Raw genomic sequence first — 17762 nt, 5'->3', positions numbered from 1 at the left:
ATAAAAAAAATGTAGCAATCTTTTTAGTTGGGATTGCTACATTTTTTATGAAATCAATTGTTTGTTATTCTTTATCTCTACCAAAACGATGGAAAATTTCAATATAAGTATTAAAAGTAGCTCTGTGTTTTTGGAAGAATGCTGTGTCATTGTTTTTCTTCATTACAGCTAGTAAAGCTCTGTAACGCTCAATATCAGTTACAATATCAATAGCTATGTCAGATTGGTCTGAAGCACTCATTTTACTGTAGTAATTTAGGTTTTCTTTGTATTTGCCTACTAGTTTGTCTAGTAGTTGATGTGCTTTTTCTTTTTCACCTACTAGGTAATAACCATTGCAAAATGGTTCTAGTAAAGAATAATAGCCAAATTTATCTACAGGCATTTTTTGCATGGCTAAGTCAATTACTTTTTTGGCTTTGTCAATTTTGTCTTCTTTAACCAATTGGTCTACTAATCTAGACAGATTGGTTCTGTAGGTGATACTTTCACGACGTGTTTCTGGGTCATGGTAGATGTTTCCATCGCTATTGCCCCAATCCCATTTCATAATAATGTCGTACATTTTATCAGCATCAATTTGTCCCATTTCCATAGGATTACCGTCTTTCGGAATAGTTGTTCTGATAGGGACTAGCTTGTAAACCATACCATCTAATTGAAGATAATCTTTCATCCAAAGGTATTCTTCATCGTCAAAAGCACCTCCGCTAAAATAAATAGGTCGTTTCCAGTTGTTATTAGCTACAAGATCTAACATCATTAGTCGGTTTTTGTACAATGCACCTCCTTTGATGTCAACGTCTATGTAAGGAACAATTGAATCATAATCTTTTTCAGCTACCATTTTGTTTTTAATAATGGTATTTTTATCAACGGGAATTCTAATTTGATTGGTAGGGTAGAAATGGATGGTTTGCCCATTCTGCATTTCCACGGTAGATTTTGGATGTTTGATAAAATCCATTAATCCTTTTACGGACCATCTGCTTTTTATTTTTGGAATGTTTACCACATAATCCAACTTATCCCCTACATATTGATCGTGTGTAAAAGAAATAGGCAATGGATCTGATTCATAGGTTTTGGTTTTCATTTGATCAATGTACCAATCCGTCATGAAAAGGCTGGTGTTTACAATTTTTACATCGGTTCTATAGCCTTCAATTTCTTGGGCATACCAGAGAGGGAAGGTGTCGTTGTCTCCAATGGTAAATAAGATAGCATTTGGGTCGCAAGAACTTAAATAGGCTTTTGCCATGGCTAAAGCGGTATATTTTCCTGAACGGTCGTGATCGTCCCAGTTTTGTGATGCCATTATTACAGGTGCTGTAAATAAAGAAGCTGCAACAATTACAGGTCCTGCAATTTTAGGAGATAAATATTTTTTAGCACTTTCGTACAGTGAATATACTCCTAAACCTATCCAAATAGCAAATACATAGAAGGAACCTACTAAGGCATAGTCTCTTTCTCTAGGTTCAAAAGGTCTTTCGTTTAGGTATATTTTTAATGCTATTCCTGTAAAAAGAAATAAGGCTAATAATACGTAAAAGCTTTTTAAATCTTTGCCTGCGTGGTACATTAATCCAATTAATCCTAAGATAAAAGGAATGAAATAGTATACATTTCTTCCTTTGTTGTTTAATGCATCTGAAGGTAAATTGTCTTGCGATCCTAAGTGAATGTCATCAATAAATTTAATTCCACTCAGCCAGTTTCCGTCTTGATTATCATATCTGCCTTGGTTGTCACTTTGACGACCAACAAAATTCCACATCAAATACCTCCAGTACATATAGCCAAATTGGAATTCAGCCATAAAGCTAAGGTTGTCTATGGTGGTTGGTTTTTCGATAATTAAATAGTCTCCGTAACTTTTTAAGAATTTAACATAGCCTTCGTTGTCGATTTGCTTTTGAGCATAAGCTTGTCTGAATTCTGTGATGGTTTTTTCTACCTCATTTTTCAATTGGGCAATAGCTTTATTGTAATCTTCTTCAGAAAGTTTACTAGCATCCACGCCGTATCGAGCCAAATCATTTTCGAATGGATAATCTGGGTTGATTCTGAATTGAGGAGGATTGGTGAAATTGATATAATTTTCAATGTTTCCAGTACTCCACATTCTAGGTAAAAATGCTTTCTGAGCGTTATCACTATTTTGCTCGGCGTTTTTGTAATTGTTTACAATAACATATTTTCCGGTTTTGTAATCTCTCTCGTAGTTAGGGGCTTTGTCAAGATAAGGAGTGTCTTTGTCTAAACCTACAAAAGCTTCTGTGTATTGTGGTCCGTAAAATAATGGATTAGAACCATATTGCTCTCTGTTGTAGTAAGCTAGTACTTCTCTGGCATCCGAAGGTTTGTTTTCATTTATAATCACATTGGCATTGGCACGAATAGGAAGCATTAACCAAGTGGAGAAACCAATCAAGATGAATAAAATACAAAGAATAAGAGTATTGTAAGTTACCAATTCTTTTTCTTTAGTGTATTTTAAACCAAAATAAAATGCAGCAATTAAGACCAAGGTTGCAAGAATGGTTCCTGAGTCAAAAGGCATTCCGAGGCTGTTTACTGTAAAAACTTCTGCTTTTGCAAAAAATGCCATCGTTAATGGGAGTAATAATTTGAAAATAAACAATAATATCGAAACCACCACCACATTAGCAATAATGAAGTTTTTGATTGTTATGGTTTTGTAATGTTTAAAATAGTAAAGGAAACCAATAGCTGGAATGGTCAATAAAGCCATAAAGTGTACTCCAAACGAAAGTCCGGTAATCAGTGAAATGATTAAAAGCCATTTGTTTCCTCGCGGTTTGTCCATGTCTTGTTCCCAGCGTAATCCTAGCCAAAATAATAAAGCAATTAGTAAGGAAGCCATGGCGTAAACTTCGGCTTCAACGGCATTGAACCAAAAACTATCCGAAAAAGTATAAGCTAGCGCTCCAACAAATGAACTACCTAAAATAACAATGTCATTGCTTTTACTAGGCTCTTCAGAATTATTAATGATTTTTCTCAAAATCATAGTGGAAGACCAAAACATAAAAAGAATGGTAAATGCACTCGAAAAAACAGAAGTCATATTTACCATTAAGGCTACATGTTGTGCATCGGAAGCAAACATGGCAAAAAAGGCACCAATCATTTGAAATAAAGGAGCTCCAGGTGGATGTCCCACTTCTAGTTTTGCAGCGGTAGCAATGTATTCTCCGCAATCCCAAAAACTCATGGTAGGCTCAACGGTAAGCGAATAGGTTATTAATGCGATTCCAAATGTAATCCATCCTATAATAGTATTCCATTTTTTGAAATTGAAAGACTCCTTATTCATGTAGTAAATTTTAGTTAATTTTTCGAGTTACAAAGAAAATGTTTTTTTATTTAAGGATATAGGCATTAACAAAATTTTCTATAAAACAAATGGCTTTTTTAAAATGTTGATTCTGAGTGTTGTTTTTGTTTTTTTAATTTTTTTTCGAAAAAAAATTAAAAAAAGTTTGCGTAAACTGAAAAACGTTGTAAATTTGCACTCGCAATAAAGCACTGCTGGTCTATGGTGTAATGGTAACACAACTGTTTTTGGTGCAGTCTTTCTAGGTTCGAGTCCTAGTAGACCAACATAAAAAGCCTCTCATTTGAGAGGCTTTTTTTATTCCCGCTATTTAGATTTATATTTTAAATACAATAAGTGGTTTAGTTCCATGATTAGCTAAGTCTTCGCTAATACTGCCGGTAAAGAAGTGAGAAAGTCCAGTTCTGCCATGTGTGCAAAGACTAATTAAGTCGGCGTTGATTTCATTGGAGAAATGAATTATTCCTTTTTCAATGTTAGTGTCATTGTATATATGAGTTGAGAAATTTTTTATTTCAAATTGACTAATAAATTTTTGAGTTATTTCTTTAGTGAGTGCAGTTGTTTTGAAACTGTTTGGGGTGCAAATGGTAACTAAATTAATTGTTGCATCGAATAAATTTGCAAAATTGAGTAGTTTTTGAAAAGGTTTTTTTATTTCTTCTGAAAAATCCGAAGCAAAAACAATGTTGTTTGGTGTAAATGACTCGATTTTTTCTTTAATTACCATTACAGGAATGTTTGATAAGCGAACTACTTTTTCAGTGTTGGAACCAATGATAATTTCAGTTAGACCTGATGCGCCGTTAGAGCCCATGATTATTAAATCTATTTGGTGTTCTTTACTATAGGAAAGAATTCCTGTTGTGGCTTTTTCTAATTGGATAGAATCAATTATAGTTAGTCCTTCTAGGTATTTTTTGTCTTTAAGGTGATGTAGTGTTTCCTTTGCTTTTTGGATAAAAAGCATGATTTCTGGAATTGGGGTTGCTCCTGTTATGGCATCGTTCATCTGGCTTGGGATTTCAAGCATGTGTAAAAGATGGATTTCGAAATTGTTTTTTCGGGCTAATTGGGCGGCAACTTTAAGGGCGTTTTCGGCCTGAGTGGAGAAATCGGTGGGAACTAAAATTCGTGTCATAACTTTGGGATTTGGTAGAGGGTTGTTGTAGTGTTTTGTTGGTATAATAAAGGTAAGGAATAATTTTACAGTAATCAATTATTTTTGGTTTATAAAAATAAACACTATATTTGTGCCGTTATTTATTAAAATCTAGATAATGAGGGGACTAAATGTCCCCTCTTTTTATAAAAAATATGACATTTAAAGAAAAAGTAAATACGTTATTGCAAGAAGCTCTTGAGGAAAGACCTTCGCTTTTTTTGATTGATTTGACCATAACAGATGCGTTTAAAGTAATTGTATCTTTGGATGATGATAACGGAGTGGTGTTGCAGGATTGTATCGATATTAGTCGGGCAATTGAGAGTAAGTTGGATAGAGAAGAGCAAGATTTTTCTCTTGAAGTAGCTTCGGTAGGGGTAGGATCGCCATTAAAAATGGTTCGTCAATACATTAAAAATATTGGTAGAACTTTGATTGTGACTACAAATACTGAAAAAATTGAGGCTGAATTAGTTGATGCTAATGAAGATTTTATAATTTTGTCTTGGAAAGCAAGAGAGCCTAAAAAAATAGGAAAAGGAAAAGAAACAGTACAGAAAGAACAACAAATACCTTATACGGAAATTAAAGAGGCAGTTGTTACAGTAACATTTTAATTTAAAGAATTCGCATGGAAAATTTAGCATTAATCGATTCATTTTCAGAGTTTAAAGATGATAAACTTATTGATCGTGTAACGCTTATGGCAATTTTAGAAGATGTATTTAGAAATGCATTGAAGAAAAAATACGGTTCAGATGATAATTTCGATATCATTATCAATCCAGATAAAGGAGATATGGAGATTTGGAGAAGGAGAGTAATCGTTGCCGACGAAGATTTGGATTTCGAAAATGAAGAAATTACTTTAACAGAAGCTAGAAAAATTGAAGCAGATTTTGAAATTGGTGAAGAAGTTTCTGAAGAAGTAAAATTAATCGATTTAGGAAGAAGAGCTATCTTGGCTTTGCGTCAAAATTTGATTTCAAAAATACACGAGCATGATAACACTAATCTTTATAAGCAATTTAAAGATTTAATAGGCGATATTTACACCGCCGAAGTACACCATGTGAGACCAAGAGTTGTAATTTTGGTAGATGATGAAGGAAATGAAATTGTTTTACCAAAAGAAAAACAAATTCCATCTGACTTTTTCCGTAAAGGAGATAACGTTCGTGGAATTATTGAAAGCGTTGAGTTAAAAGGAAACAAACCTCAAATTATTATGTCTAGAACTTCAGAGAAGTTTTTAGAAAAATTATTTGAACAAGAAATTCCAGAGGTATTTGACGGTTTAATTACTATTAAAAAAGTAGTAAGAATCCCTGGTGAAAAAGCAAAAGTAGCAGTGGATTCTTATGACGATAGAATTGATCCTGTGGGAGCATGTGTGGGAATGAAAGGTTCTCGTATCCATGGAATTGTTCGTGAATTAGGAAATGAAAATATTGATGTTATTAATTATACAAGTAACATTCAATTGTTTATTACAAGAGCATTAAGTCCTGCTAAAGTATCTTCTATTAAAATTAATGAAGAAGCAAAAAGAGCTGATGTATTCTTGAAATTAGAAGAAGTATCAAAAGCAATTGGTAGAGGTGGTCATAACATTAAATTAGCTGGTTTGTTAACGGGTTATGAATTAGATGTTATTAGAGAAGGAGATATTGCTGGTGCAACTGCAGATGAGGATGATGTTGAATTAACAGAATTCTCAGATGAAATCGATGAGTGGATTATCGAGGAATTTGCAAAAATTGGTTTAGATACAGCAAAAAGTATCTTGAAACATGATGTAGAAGACTTAGTAAGAAGAACAGATTTAGAAGAAGAAACAATTCTAGATGTAATGAAAATATTGAAAGAAGAGTTCGATAGTTAGGTCTATGCTTCTAACAACACAACGAAATAGGTAATAATAAAAAGGTTATATGTCTGAAGAGAGAGTAATAAGAATAAACAAAGTTTTAAGGGAATTGAATATTTCTTTGGAAAGAGCTGTGGATTATCTTAAAGATAAGGGGATTGCAATCGAGTCCAATCCAAACACAAAAATTTCTAATGAGGTATACGATGTCTTGTGCGGTCAGTTTGCGGGTGACAGAGGGAAAAAAGAGGCTTCGAAAGAAGTAAGCGAAGAGAAGAGAAAAGAAAAAGAAGCATTGCGTATTGAACGTGATAGAGAGGCTGAAGATAAGCGTAAGCAAGAAGAAGAATTACAAAGACAACAACAGGAAGTTATTAAGGCTAGAGCCGTAATCTCAGGACCTGTTCAAGTTGGAAAAATTGATTTGAATCCTTCTAAGCCAAGTACTCCTCCTGCAGCTGAAGAAAAAGTAGTTACTCCTAAGCCTGAAGTTGCCGACGAAAAACCGGCTGCTAAAATAAGCTCTCCAGAGAAAATCGAATCAGACAAAAAAGAAGAGAAACCTATTGCTGCCGAAGTTAGTAAGCCTGTTGAAAATGCTGCGCCTAAGAAAGAAGTAGCAAAAGAAGAAAAGAAAGCGCCAGCTGCTGCTCAAGCTAAAGAAGCTGCTAAAGCGGAACCAGCTAAAACTGAGGAAGCTCCTGCTGAAGATGCAATTGCTACTCAATATCAAAAACTTTCTGGGGCTAAATTAACTGGGCAAACTATTGACTTATCACAATTCAATAAGCCTAAAAAGAAAAAAGAAGATCCTAAAATTACGCCTAATAAGCCAGGTGCTCCTGGAGCTGCTGGGGCTAATGCAAATAAAAACAAACGTAAGAGGATTGCTCCTAAGCCTGGTACAGCTAATGCGCCTGGCACACCTAGAACTTCTGGTACTCCAAATCCTAATAAGATTACACCTAACACAGGTGGTGGGGGATTCAATGCTAATAGAGGTTCTAGACCTGGATTTGTAAAAGGAAATCGCCCTGCTATTGTGGCTAAAGTAGAGCCTACAGAAGAGGAAGTTAAAAATCAAATTAGAGAGACTTTAGAAAAACTCCAAGGTAAAAAAGGAGGGAAATCTAAAGCGGCTAAATATAGAAGAGATAAAAGAGATACACATCGTCAAAAATCTGATGATGAGCAAAGAGCTTTAGACGAAGAAAGTAAGACTATTAAGGTTACTGAATTTGTTACCGTAGGTGAAATTGCTATTATGATGGATGTGCCAATTAACAAAGTAATTGGAACCTGTATGTCTCTTGGTATCATGGTGACACAAAATCAACGTTTGGATGCGGAAACGCTAACAATTGTTGCAGACGAGTTTGGGTATGATGTAGAGTTTATCACTGTGGACATTGAAGAAGCTATCGAGGTAGTTGAAGATAAAGAAGAAGACTTAGTAACCAGAGCGCCTATTGTTACCGTAATGGGACACGTAGATCACGGTAAAACCTCTTTATTGGATTATATTCGTAAAGAAAATGTTATCGCTGGTGAGTCTGGAGGTATTACACAGCATATTGGTGCTTATGGAGTAACTTTAGATAATGGTCAAAAAATTGCATTCTTAGATACTCCGGGTCACGAGGCGTTTACCGCAATGCGTGCGCGTGGTGCTCAAGTAACCGATATTGCTATTATTGTAATTGCTGCCGATGATGATATCATGCCACAGACAAAAGAGGCGATTTCTCATGCTCAGGCTGCAGGTGTGCCAATTATATTTGCTATCAATAAGGTGGATAAGCCAAATGCGAATCCAGAAAAAATTAAAGAACGTTTAGCTGGTATGAATTTATTGGTAGAAGACTGGGGAGGAAAAATCCAATCGCATGATATCTCTGCTAAAAAAGGAACTGGTGTAAAAGAGCTTTTAGAGAAAGTATTGTTAGAAGCTGAAATATTAGATTTGAAATCTAATCCAAATAAATTAGCTCAAGGTACGGTAGTGGAAGCATTCTTAGATAAAGGAAAAGGATATGTATCTACTATTTTAGTACAACATGGAACATTAAAAATTGGAGATTACTTACTAGCAGGTAAACATCATGGTAAAGTTAAGGCTATGCATGATGAGCGTGGTAATGTTGTTACTGTTGCAGGGCCTTCAACGCCAGTATCTATATTAGGTTTGGATGGTGCAGCTACTGCAGGGGATAAATTCAATGTATTTGAAGACGAAAAAGAAGCAAAACAAATTGCGGCTAAACGTTCTCAATTAATGCGTGAGCAATCCGTACGTACACAACGTCATATTACATTAGATGAAATTGGTCGTCGTATTGCATTAGGTCAGTTTAAAGAATTGAACGTAATCCTTAAGGGAGACGTGGATGGTTCTGTAGAAGCATTATCTGATTCGTTCTCTAAATTGTCTACTGAAGAAATTCAAATTAACATTATTCATAAAGGAGTTGGTGCAATTACGGAGACTGACGTTATGTTGGCTTCTGCTTCTGATGCAATCATTATCGGATTTAACGTTCGTCCTGCTGGAAATGCAAGACAATTGGCTGATAAGGAAGAAATCGATATCCGTTACTACTCTATTATCTACGCGGCAATTGATGACTTGAAAGATGCAATGGAAGGAATGCTTGCTCCTGAAATGAAAGAAGAAGTATTAGGAACTGCTGAAATCAGAGAGTTATTCAAGATTTCTAAAGTAGGAACTATTGCCGGATGTATGGTTATGGATGGAAAGATTACCAGAAATGGAAAAATCAGAATCATTAGAGATGGTGTGGTAATCCATGAAGGAGAATTAGTTGCCTTGAAACGTTTTAAAGATGATGTGAAAGAAGTAACTAAAGGTTATGATTGTGGTATTCAAATTAAAGGGTACAATGATATCGAAGAAAGAGATGTTATTGAAGCTTACCACGAAGTAGCTATCAAAAAGAAATTGAAGTAAAAATTTTTTGTAAGTTTATAAGAAAAATCCCGAGCAATCGGGATTTTTTTGTATTTTAGAGTTTTATGTTTGAGAATATTTAATTCAATAATTTGAGTTGTGTGCACGGATTATAAATCTGAGCCATCAGGGTTTTCGGGGTTGAAGTTCATTGATATAAAAGATCATAGACGGGAGACTTCGCTGAGCGAAGTCTATTGTAAAGTCTATACAAGATAATCCTAAAGAAAGTAGGAAAGAATTTTTATTAGAATTTTTCAAAAAAGAAGCTCAAAAAAAACTCAAATATAAAGGGGTTTCAATTTTGGCGACACGATAGCAAACCAATAGAGTTATGGAGCAACAAAGTAATTAAACAAAAAATAGGCTATGTGCATAACAACCCTGTTGAGGCCGGTTTAGTATATAAAGCAGGAGATTACGTTTATAGTAGCGCAACTGATTATTCAGATATAAAAGAACTTATTGACAATGTTGTAGTTTTTAAGGTATTTGAATAGTTTCAAGCCACACGAAAGGATTCGTGCGGTAGCGGGGGATTTTCATAATTTTTTGCAAACGATAGCAGAAGAGCAGCTTTGTGGCCAACTAATCGATCTGTAAAAACATGGACATGGCAAGGTGTTTCAGGGACAGGTACAATTGTTATACCTATGGGGACAAGATATGGTGCTAAATGGTCTACTAGTAATTATAAATTTTTAAATGGTGGTAAACCTTATATAAGTTTAATCAAATGAAAAAGTCTAAAATGATTCTATTAGGGACAATATTTTTTATTTTATTAGTAATATTTCAAATTTACATGACGACTTCACCTAGTTTAGTTGTTGAAAGTATTAAAAGGGGATATAAAGGTATCGTAGTTAGTAAAAAGCAAATTGCACAACGAGATAGTCATATAATTAGTGTTTTTTCAAAAGAAGAGAATAAAACATATGATGATCTTTTTGGACAAGGATTAGATAGCATCATTGCTATTGGTGACTCAATTGTAAAGCCTATTAATGATAATTATGTATTTGTTATAAAACCGAATGGACAAAAAGAAAGACATGTATATACGTATATATCTAGACGTCAAAGGGAGGGTTTCAGGTGGCCAAAGAAATGGAAATATAAGTGGTCAGATGCTAGTAAGTAAATGTAATGTATCAGATGTGTTGGTCGCTAATTATTTTAAATTATATATGAAGATAGTCAATTATTTATTTATGATATTACTGTAGTAAAAATTAAAAATAAAATCCTCTTCATGAACGGAGTGGCTTTGTTTGTTTTGTAACTATTATTGAGGAATGATTCGTAGTAGTTATAATATTTAAAGGTTTTTGTGAAATTTGTTATAAAAATAAAGACCGCTAAAATGGAACATATTTTAGCGGTCTTTTTTGATAATAGTTATATTGTTAATTTTTACTTTTTTGGTTTGATTAAGAAAGCATTTTCGTAAACTTTTTTAATTTCAAGCAGATTTCTTTCAGCATCAATTCGGTTTCTAAAATTGCCTATCCAAACTTTGTAGTTTGGTGTATTGAAGACAATAGTTCCGTCAAGATTAGAAAAATTTTGTTTACAATCGTTTAAAGTGCTTTTTGCTTTTTCACTATTGCCACTAAAAACTTGTATTTTATATAGCTCATTTACAGCTATTGAGGCGTTGATTTTTCTTTTTTCGTTTAATAATTGTTCAAACTTTGGATCTTGATGAATGTTAATTTTTGAATCCTGCGCAGCTACTTTATAGCTGCAAATGAATAATGTCAAAATGAATAAAAGTTTGTTTAGAATAGTTAAAATTCTCATACTGTGAAGATTTTTGAGTAAAATTAGAATTTATTCATCAAAACTGAAATAAAAAACTTATTTAGAATTGATATAAATTGATATTTCGTTTGTTTTGGGGTTTTGAGAATAGTTCTTAAGTCGTATTTTTGTCGAAGTTTAAAATAAAGGAACGTTTTTTATGTGATTTTATTATATAAAAAATGTGCCAATTTTTAGTAGATAATCATTATACTTTATGAAAAAGGTGGGTAACCATAATTCGAACTCAAGGAAAATGTTTTTAAGTTTAGCGCTAATGCTGGCTTTTTCCTTCTCTTCATTTGCGCAAGATGCTGCTCCTGCAGCTGCAACCGAAGCTCCAGCAGCTGCTACACAAGCTGGTGGTGATCCAGTAAAAGGTAAGGCGCTTTTTAATTCTAATTGTGCTGCGTGTCATAAGCTTGATGCCAAATCAACAGGTCCTGCGTTAAGAGGGGTTGCTGAAAGACACGAAATGGCGTGGATCTATAAATGGGTTCATAATAGTTCTGACATGATTAAGTCGGGAGATGCTGCTGCGGTTAAATTATTTAATGAAAATAATAAATCTGTCATGACAGCTTTTCCTCAATTATCTGAGGCAGATATTGATAATATTATAGCTTATACATCTGAGCCAAAAGCAGAACCTGCTGCGGCTGCGGCTTTGCCGGGTGCACAAGTATCTGATGGAGCTGGCCAAGGAGGTTCTAATAATGTAATATTAGGAGTTCTTGCTTTGGTTTTGGTAGTTCTTGTTGTAATGTTGTTTATGGTTAATAATGTTTTGACAAAAGTTGCTAAGGCTAATGGAATTGAAGTTGCTGATAAAGGGCAACGCATTTCAATCTGGAAAGCTTTTGTTAAAAATCAATTTTTAGTATTGGTTTCTTGCATATTCTTATTGTTAGCTAGTGCTTATTTGGTTTATGGATTTTTAATGCAGGTTGGTGTTGATCAGAATTATCAGCCAATTCAGCCAATTCATTATTCTCATAAAATTCACGCTGGTGATAATGAGATTAATTGTAAGTATTGTCACTCTGCTGCCAGAGTTAGTAAAACAGCTGGTATTCCTTCTTTGAATGTTTGTATGAACTGTCATAAAAATATTTCTGAGGTTGCTGAAACTACTGCTACTCCTGAGTACAGCAAAGCATTCTATGATGCTCAAATTCAAAAATTATACGACGCAGTAGGTTGGGATAAAACAACTCAGTCTTATACTGGAAAAACACAACCAGTTAAATGGGTTCGTATTCATAATTTACCTGACTTTGTATATTTCAACCACTCTCAACACGTAACTGTTGCTGGTATTGAGTGTCAAACTTGTCACGGTCCGGTTGAAACTTATGAAATTCAAAAACAATTTGCTCCATTAACTATGGGATGGTGTGTAAACTGTCACAGAAAAACAGAAGTTAAAATGGAAGGAAATGGGTATTATACTAAGATACATGAAGAACTTTCTAAGAAATATGGTGTGGATAAATTGACTGAAGCACAAATGGGAGGTTTAGAATGTGGAAAATGCCACTATTAATTAAATTATTAAGATTTTAATATATATATACAATGTCATCAAACAAAAAATACTGGAAAAGTGTTGAGGAACTAGAAAATGGTTCTATTGTTGAGGCGCTTAGAAATAACGAGTTTGTCGAAGAGATTCCTACTGATGAGTTTTTAGGAAATGCTGATGCGATGTCATCTTCTTCAACTTCAAGGCGTGATTTTCTAAAGTACGTTGGGTTTAGTACTGCAGCAGCTACACTTGCAGCATGCGAAGGCCCTGTGAACAAGTCGATTCCTTATGTATTACAACCGGAGCAAATCATTCCTGGAGTAGCTGATTATTATGCAACTTCTGTTTTTGATGGTTTTGATTTTGCTAATCTTCTTGTTAAAACACGTGAAGGGCGTCCTATTAAAATAGATAATAATACTATTTCGGGAGCTAAATTTGCTGCAAATGCTAGAATTCATGCCTCAATATTGTCATTGTATGATAATATGCGTTTGAAAGCACCAAAAGTTGAAGCGAAAGAAGCAACTTGGTCTGCGGTAGATTCAAAAATTAAATCAAGTATTGCTGATGCGAAAGCAAAAGGTAGTCAAGTAGTTTTTTTGACAAATACTTTAGCGAGTCCTTCAACTGAAAAATTAATTGCTGATTTTATTGCTGCTAATCCAAATGCAAAACATGTAGTTTATGACGCGGTTTCTTCGTCAGCTGCATTAGATGCTTTTGAAACAGTTTATGGTGAAAGAGCGTTAGTTGATTATGATTTCTCTAAGGCATCTTTAATCGTATCTGTTGGAGCTGATTTCTTAGGAGATTGGCAAGGAGGAGGATTTGATGCTGGATATGCTCAAGGTAGAATTCCTAAAAATGGAAAGATGTCTCGTCATTTCCAATTAGAAGCAAATATGACTTTGTCTGGTGCTGCTGCTGATAAACGTTTGCCGATGTCAGTTGCGAATCAAAAACAAGCATTAGTACTTATATATAATATCATTACAGGTTCTTCTGTAGCGGTTAACTTGGCTCCGGAATTTAAAGCTGAAGTAACTAAAGCGGCTCAACAATTGAAAGCTGCTGGTTCTAAAGGTCTTTTGGTTTCAGGTATTCAAGATAAAAACGCTCAATTGTTAGTTTTAGCTATCAACCAAGTATTAGCTAGTGAAGCTTATACAACTGTTGGGACTAGACAAATAAGAAAAGGATCTGATGAAAAAGTTGCTCAGTTAGTTAAGGATATGAATGCAGGAAGCGTTCATACTTTAATCATGAGTGGTGTGAATCCAGTTTATACTTTAGCTGATTCTGCTTCTTTTGTAGAAGGACTTAAAAAAGTAAAAACTTCTGTAGCTTTATCTTTAAAAGAAGATGAAACTGCTTCTGTTGCAACTATTGCTGCTCCAGTGCCTCATTATTTAGAAGCTTGGGGGGATTTAGTACTTACTAAAGGTACTTATAGTTTAACGCAACCAACAATTCGTCCATTATTTGATACAAAACAATTTCAAGATGTTTTAATGTCTATTAACGGACTTACTGGAACTTATTACGATTATTTAAAAGCATATTCTTCATCATTTATTGCTGGTTCATCTTGGAACAAAGTTTTGCATGATGGGGTATTTGTTGGAGAACCACAAGCTGCTTCTGGAGGAACTGCTGATTATGCAGGTGCTGCTTCAGAATTAGCAAAATCTAAAGCTGCTTCTGGTTTAGAATTGGTATTGTATACTAAAACAGGTATGGGAGATGGTCAACAAGCTAACAACCCATGGTTGCAAGAGTTTCCAGATCCTATTACAAGAGTATCTTGGGATAACTATGTGACTGTTTCTAATGCTGATGCTAAAACTTTAGGATTGTCTAATGCAATTGTTGCTAATGGAGGTTTGAATGGTAGTTATGCTACACTTACAACTGCTGATGGTACAAAATTAGAGCAAGTTCCGGTAATTGTTCAGCCAGGTCAAGCTGTTGGTACTGTTGGTTTTGCTTTAGGATATGGTCGTAAAGCTGCCTTAAAAGAAGAAATGCAAGTAGGTGTTAATGCTTACGCTTTATATAAAGGTTTTAATGATGTTCAATCTGTTGAATTAGTTAAAGCTGACGGAGAACATGAGTTTGCTTGTGTTCAAGGTCAAAAAACTTTGATGGGTAGAGGAGATATTGTTAAAGAAACTACTTTAGAGATCTTCAATACTAAAGATGCTGATGTTTGGAACGAAACTCCAAAAGTTTCATTAGATCATAAGGAAGTTGAATCAACTACTGTTGATTTATGGGAATCTTTTGATCGTTCAGTTGGTCACCACTTTAATTTGTCTATTGATTTAAATGCTTGTACTGGATGTGGGGCTTGTGTTATTGCTTGTCACGCTGAAAATAATGTACCTGTTGTAGGAAAATCAGAGATAAGAAGAAGCCGTGATATGCACTGGTTGCGTATTGACAGATATTATTCTTCTGATGCTACTTTTGCAGAAGATGTAGAAAGAAAAGAAAATATTGCTGGTTTGTCTAGTTCTTTGTCTACTTTCAACGAAATGGAAAAAGCAGCAGATAATCCACAAGTTTCTTTCCAGCCTGTTATGTGTCAACACTGTAATCACGCGCCTTGTGAAACAGTATGTCCAGTTGCTGCAACTTCTCATGGTCGTCAAGGTCAAAACATGATGGCTTACAACAGATGTGTGGGTACTCGTTACTGTGCTAATAACTGTCCTTATAAAGTACGTCGTTTTAACTGGTTCTTGTATAACAAAAACAGTGAATTTGATTATCATATGAATGATGATTTAGGACGTATGGTGTTAAATCCAGATGTTAACGTTCGTTCTCGTGGAGTAATGGAAAAATGTTCTATGTGTATTCAAATGACACAAGCAACAATTTTAAATGCTAAGAGAGAAGGAAGAGAAGTAGTAGATGGTGAGTTCCAAACTGCATGTTCAAATGCTTGTTCTTCCGGAGCAATGATTTTTGGAGATGTAAATAATAAAGAAAGTAAAGTTGCTGCATTAGCTGCTGACGAAAGATCTTATCATTTATTAGAACACATTGGTACTAAACCAAATGTAGTTTATCACGTAAAAGTTAGAAACACTTAAGAAATAAATTTAAAATCAATATAAAGGAATATGTCTCATATATACGACTCTAGTATTAGAAAGCCTTTAGTTATAGGTGATAAAACTTATCATGATGTAACAGTAGATGTGGCGGCGCCTGTCGAAGGTTTGGCTAATAAACATTGGTGGATTGTATTTTCAATCGCCTTAACAGCCTTTCTTTGGGGAATAGGATGTATCGTTTACACTGTATCTACAGGTATTGGAACATGGGGATTAAATAAAACAGTTGGTTGGGCATGGGATATCACTAACTTCGTTTGGTGGGTAGGTATTGGACATGCTGGTACGCTTATCTCTGCAGTATTATTGTTATTCCGTCAAAGATGGAGAATGGCAATTAACCGTTCAGCAGAAGCAATGACTATTTTCTCTGTTGTACAAGCTGGTTTGTTCCCAATTATTCACATGGGACGTCCTTGGTTAGCTTACTGGGTATTACCAATACCAAATCAATTTGGATCTCTTTGGGTTAACTTTAATTCGCCATTGCTTTGGGATGTATTTGCAATCTCTACCTATTTATCAGTATCATTAGTTTTCTGGTGGACTGGTTTACTACCTGACTTTGCAATGCTAAGAGATAGAGCTATCACACCATTTAACAAAAGAGTGTATTCAATCTTAAGTTTTGGATGGAGTGGTAGAGTAAAAGATTGGCAACGTTTTGAAGAAGTATCTTTAGTTCTTGCTGGTTTAGCAACTCCTCTTGTACTTTCTGTACACACTATTGTATCTATGGACTTTGCTACTTCTGTAATTCCAGGATGGCATACAACAATTTTCCCTCCATACTTTGTTGCTGGAGCGGTATTCTCTGGATTTGCGATGGTAAATACATTGCTTATCATTATGAGAAAAGTATCTAACTTAGAAGCTTATATTACTTTACAACACATCGAATTGATGAACCTTATCATCATGATTACTGGTTCTATCGTTGGTGTAGCTTATATTACTGAGTTGTTTATTGCTTGGTATTCAGGAGTTGAGTATGAGCAATATGCGTTCTTAAATAGAGCTACTGGACCTTACTGGTGGGCATATTGGTCAATGATGACTTGTAATGTATTTTCTCCACAATTTATGTGGTTCAAAAAATTAAGAACAAGTATCATGTTTTCTTTCATTATTTCTATTGTTGTAAACATAGGAATGTGGTTCGAAAGATTCGTAATTATTGTTACGTCTTTACATAGAGATTATTTACCGTCTTCTTGGACAATGTTCTCTCCAACATTTGTTGATATTGGAATTTTCATTGGAACAATAGGTTTCTTCTTTGTTTTGTTTTTATTATACTCTAGAACTTTCCCTGTAATCGCTCAGGCAGAGGTTAAAACAATTTTAAAGGCAACAGGAGATAATTATATTAGAGAAAGAGAAGCAAATAAAGATTCACACCATGAGTAATAAAGTAATATACGCCATTTATAATGACGATGATGTTTTGATGCACGCTGTAAAGTCAACAAGAGCTGCACATCATCATATTGAAGAAGTCTTTACTCCATTTCCAGTTCACGGTTTGGATAAAGCAATGGGGATAGCCCCTACAAGATTAGCTATCTGTGCCTTTTTGTATGGTTGCGTTGGTATCTCTTTTGCAACTTTCATGATGAGTTTTATTATGATTCATGATTGGCCTCAAGATATTGGAGGTAAACCGAGTTTTAGTTTTATTCAAAACATGCCGGCTTTTGTGCCTATTATGTTTGAGATGACTGTATTCTTTGCAGCCCACTTAATGGTTATTACTTTTTATATGAGAAGTAAATTGTGGCCTTTTAAGAAAGCTGAAAATCCAGATGTTAGAACTACAGATGATCATTTCTTAATGGAAGTAGCTATTAAAGATAATGAAGAAGAATTGGTTTCTTTTTTCAAAAATACAGGTGCTGTAGAAGTTAAAGTAATAGAAAAGAATTAATTTAGA

General features: G+C 34.5%; 12 protein-coding genes and 1 tRNA gene. 10 read left to right on the top strand and 3 right to left on the bottom strand.

All coding sequences use genetic code 11. From position 1 onward, the window contains the following. Nucleotides 1-64: 64 nt before the first annotated feature. Complete coding sequence (locus AC4FRF_RS01285) at nt 65-3343, bottom strand: glycosyltransferase family 117 protein (protein WP_491157632.1); 3279 nt, start codon at nt 3341-3343, stop codon at nt 65-67. Nucleotides 3344-3559: 216 nt separating this feature from the next. Here AC4FRF_RS01285 and AC4FRF_RS01280 point away from each other — a divergent pair. Continuing rightward, a tRNA-Gln gene (locus AC4FRF_RS01280) sits at nt 3560-3630 on the top strand. A 50-nt stretch (nt 3631-3680) separates the two neighbouring features. On the opposite strand, the gene AC4FRF_RS01275 is transcribed toward AC4FRF_RS01280, so the two are convergent. Then, nucleotides 3681-4505, bottom strand: a complete 825-nt coding sequence (locus AC4FRF_RS01275) for a universal stress protein (RefSeq protein WP_491157631.1) — start codon at nt 4503-4505, stop codon at nt 3681-3683. 176 nt (nt 4506-4681) lie between these two features. On the opposite strand from AC4FRF_RS01275, the gene rimP reads away from it, so the two are divergent. The 5 genes from rimP to AC4FRF_RS01250 all read left to right on the top strand — a co-directional run bounded on the left by rimP (nt 4682) and on the right by AC4FRF_RS01250 (nt 10511). After that, a complete protein-coding gene (rimP, locus tag AC4FRF_RS01270) occupies nt 4682-5146 on the top strand; it encodes a ribosome assembly cofactor RimP (RefSeq protein ID WP_491157630.1) in 465 nt (154 codons plus the stop codon). Between the two features lie 14 nt (nt 5147-5160). After that, nucleotides 5161-6414, top strand: a complete 1254-nt coding sequence (gene nusA / locus AC4FRF_RS01265) for a transcription termination factor NusA (protein WP_491157629.1) — start codon at nt 5161-5163, stop codon at nt 6412-6414. Nucleotides 6415-6463: 49 nt separating this feature from the next. Next, nucleotides 6464-9367, top strand: coding sequence for a translation initiation factor IF-2 (gene infB, locus AC4FRF_RS01260; protein WP_491157628.1), 2904 nt, complete (start codon nt 6464-6466; stop codon nt 9365-9367). Between the two features lie 371 nt (nt 9368-9738). Continuing rightward, nucleotides 9739-9867 carry a hypothetical protein gene (locus AC4FRF_RS01255; RefSeq protein WP_491157627.1) on the top strand — a complete coding sequence of 43 codons (129 nt, stop codon included), beginning with the start codon at nt 9739-9741 and terminating at the stop codon, nt 9865-9867. Between the two features lie 236 nt (nt 9868-10103). Next, nucleotides 10104-10511: a hypothetical protein gene (locus AC4FRF_RS01250; protein ID WP_491157626.1), complete on the top strand. Its 408-nt coding sequence runs from the start codon at nt 10104-10106 to the stop codon at nt 10509-10511. A 272-nt stretch (nt 10512-10783) separates the two neighbouring features. Here the strand turns inward: AC4FRF_RS01250 and AC4FRF_RS01245 are convergent, their stop codons facing one another. Further along, nucleotides 10784-11173, bottom strand: a complete 390-nt coding sequence (locus AC4FRF_RS01245) for an SPOR domain-containing protein (RefSeq protein WP_491157625.1) — start codon at nt 11171-11173, stop codon at nt 10784-10786. Nucleotides 11174-11390: 217 nt separating this feature from the next. Between AC4FRF_RS01245 and AC4FRF_RS01240 the strand changes: the two genes are divergently transcribed. From AC4FRF_RS01240 to AC4FRF_RS01225, 4 genes are read left to right on the top strand one after another with little or no spacing between them, the layout of a single operon-like run. After that, nucleotides 11391-12719 carry a c-type cytochrome gene (locus tag AC4FRF_RS01240; RefSeq protein ID WP_491157624.1) on the top strand — a complete coding sequence of 443 codons (1329 nt, stop codon included), beginning with the start codon at nt 11391-11393 and terminating at the stop codon, nt 12717-12719. 32 nt (nt 12720-12751) lie between these two features. Continuing rightward, complete coding sequence (locus AC4FRF_RS01235) at nt 12752-15805, top strand: TAT-variant-translocated molybdopterin oxidoreductase (protein WP_491157623.1); 3054 nt, start codon at nt 12752-12754, stop codon at nt 15803-15805. A gap of 30 nt (nt 15806-15835) precedes the next feature. Further along, nucleotides 15836-17239 carry an NrfD/PsrC family molybdoenzyme membrane anchor subunit gene (nrfD, locus tag AC4FRF_RS01230; protein ID WP_491157622.1) on the top strand — a complete coding sequence of 468 codons (1404 nt, stop codon included), beginning with the start codon at nt 15836-15838 and terminating at the stop codon, nt 17237-17239. Next, nucleotides 17232-17756, top strand: a complete 525-nt coding sequence (locus AC4FRF_RS01225) for a DUF3341 domain-containing protein (RefSeq protein WP_491157621.1) — start codon at nt 17232-17234, stop codon at nt 17754-17756. The genes nrfD and AC4FRF_RS01225 overlap by 8 nt, the downstream gene beginning before the upstream one ends. The last annotated feature ends 6 nt before the right edge of the window (nt 17757-17762 follow it).

This window comes from Flavobacterium sp. ST-158 (assembly GCF_058309975.1).
Note: the sequence above shows the minus strand (reverse complement) of the source record. Positions and strands in the feature narration are given on the sequence as shown.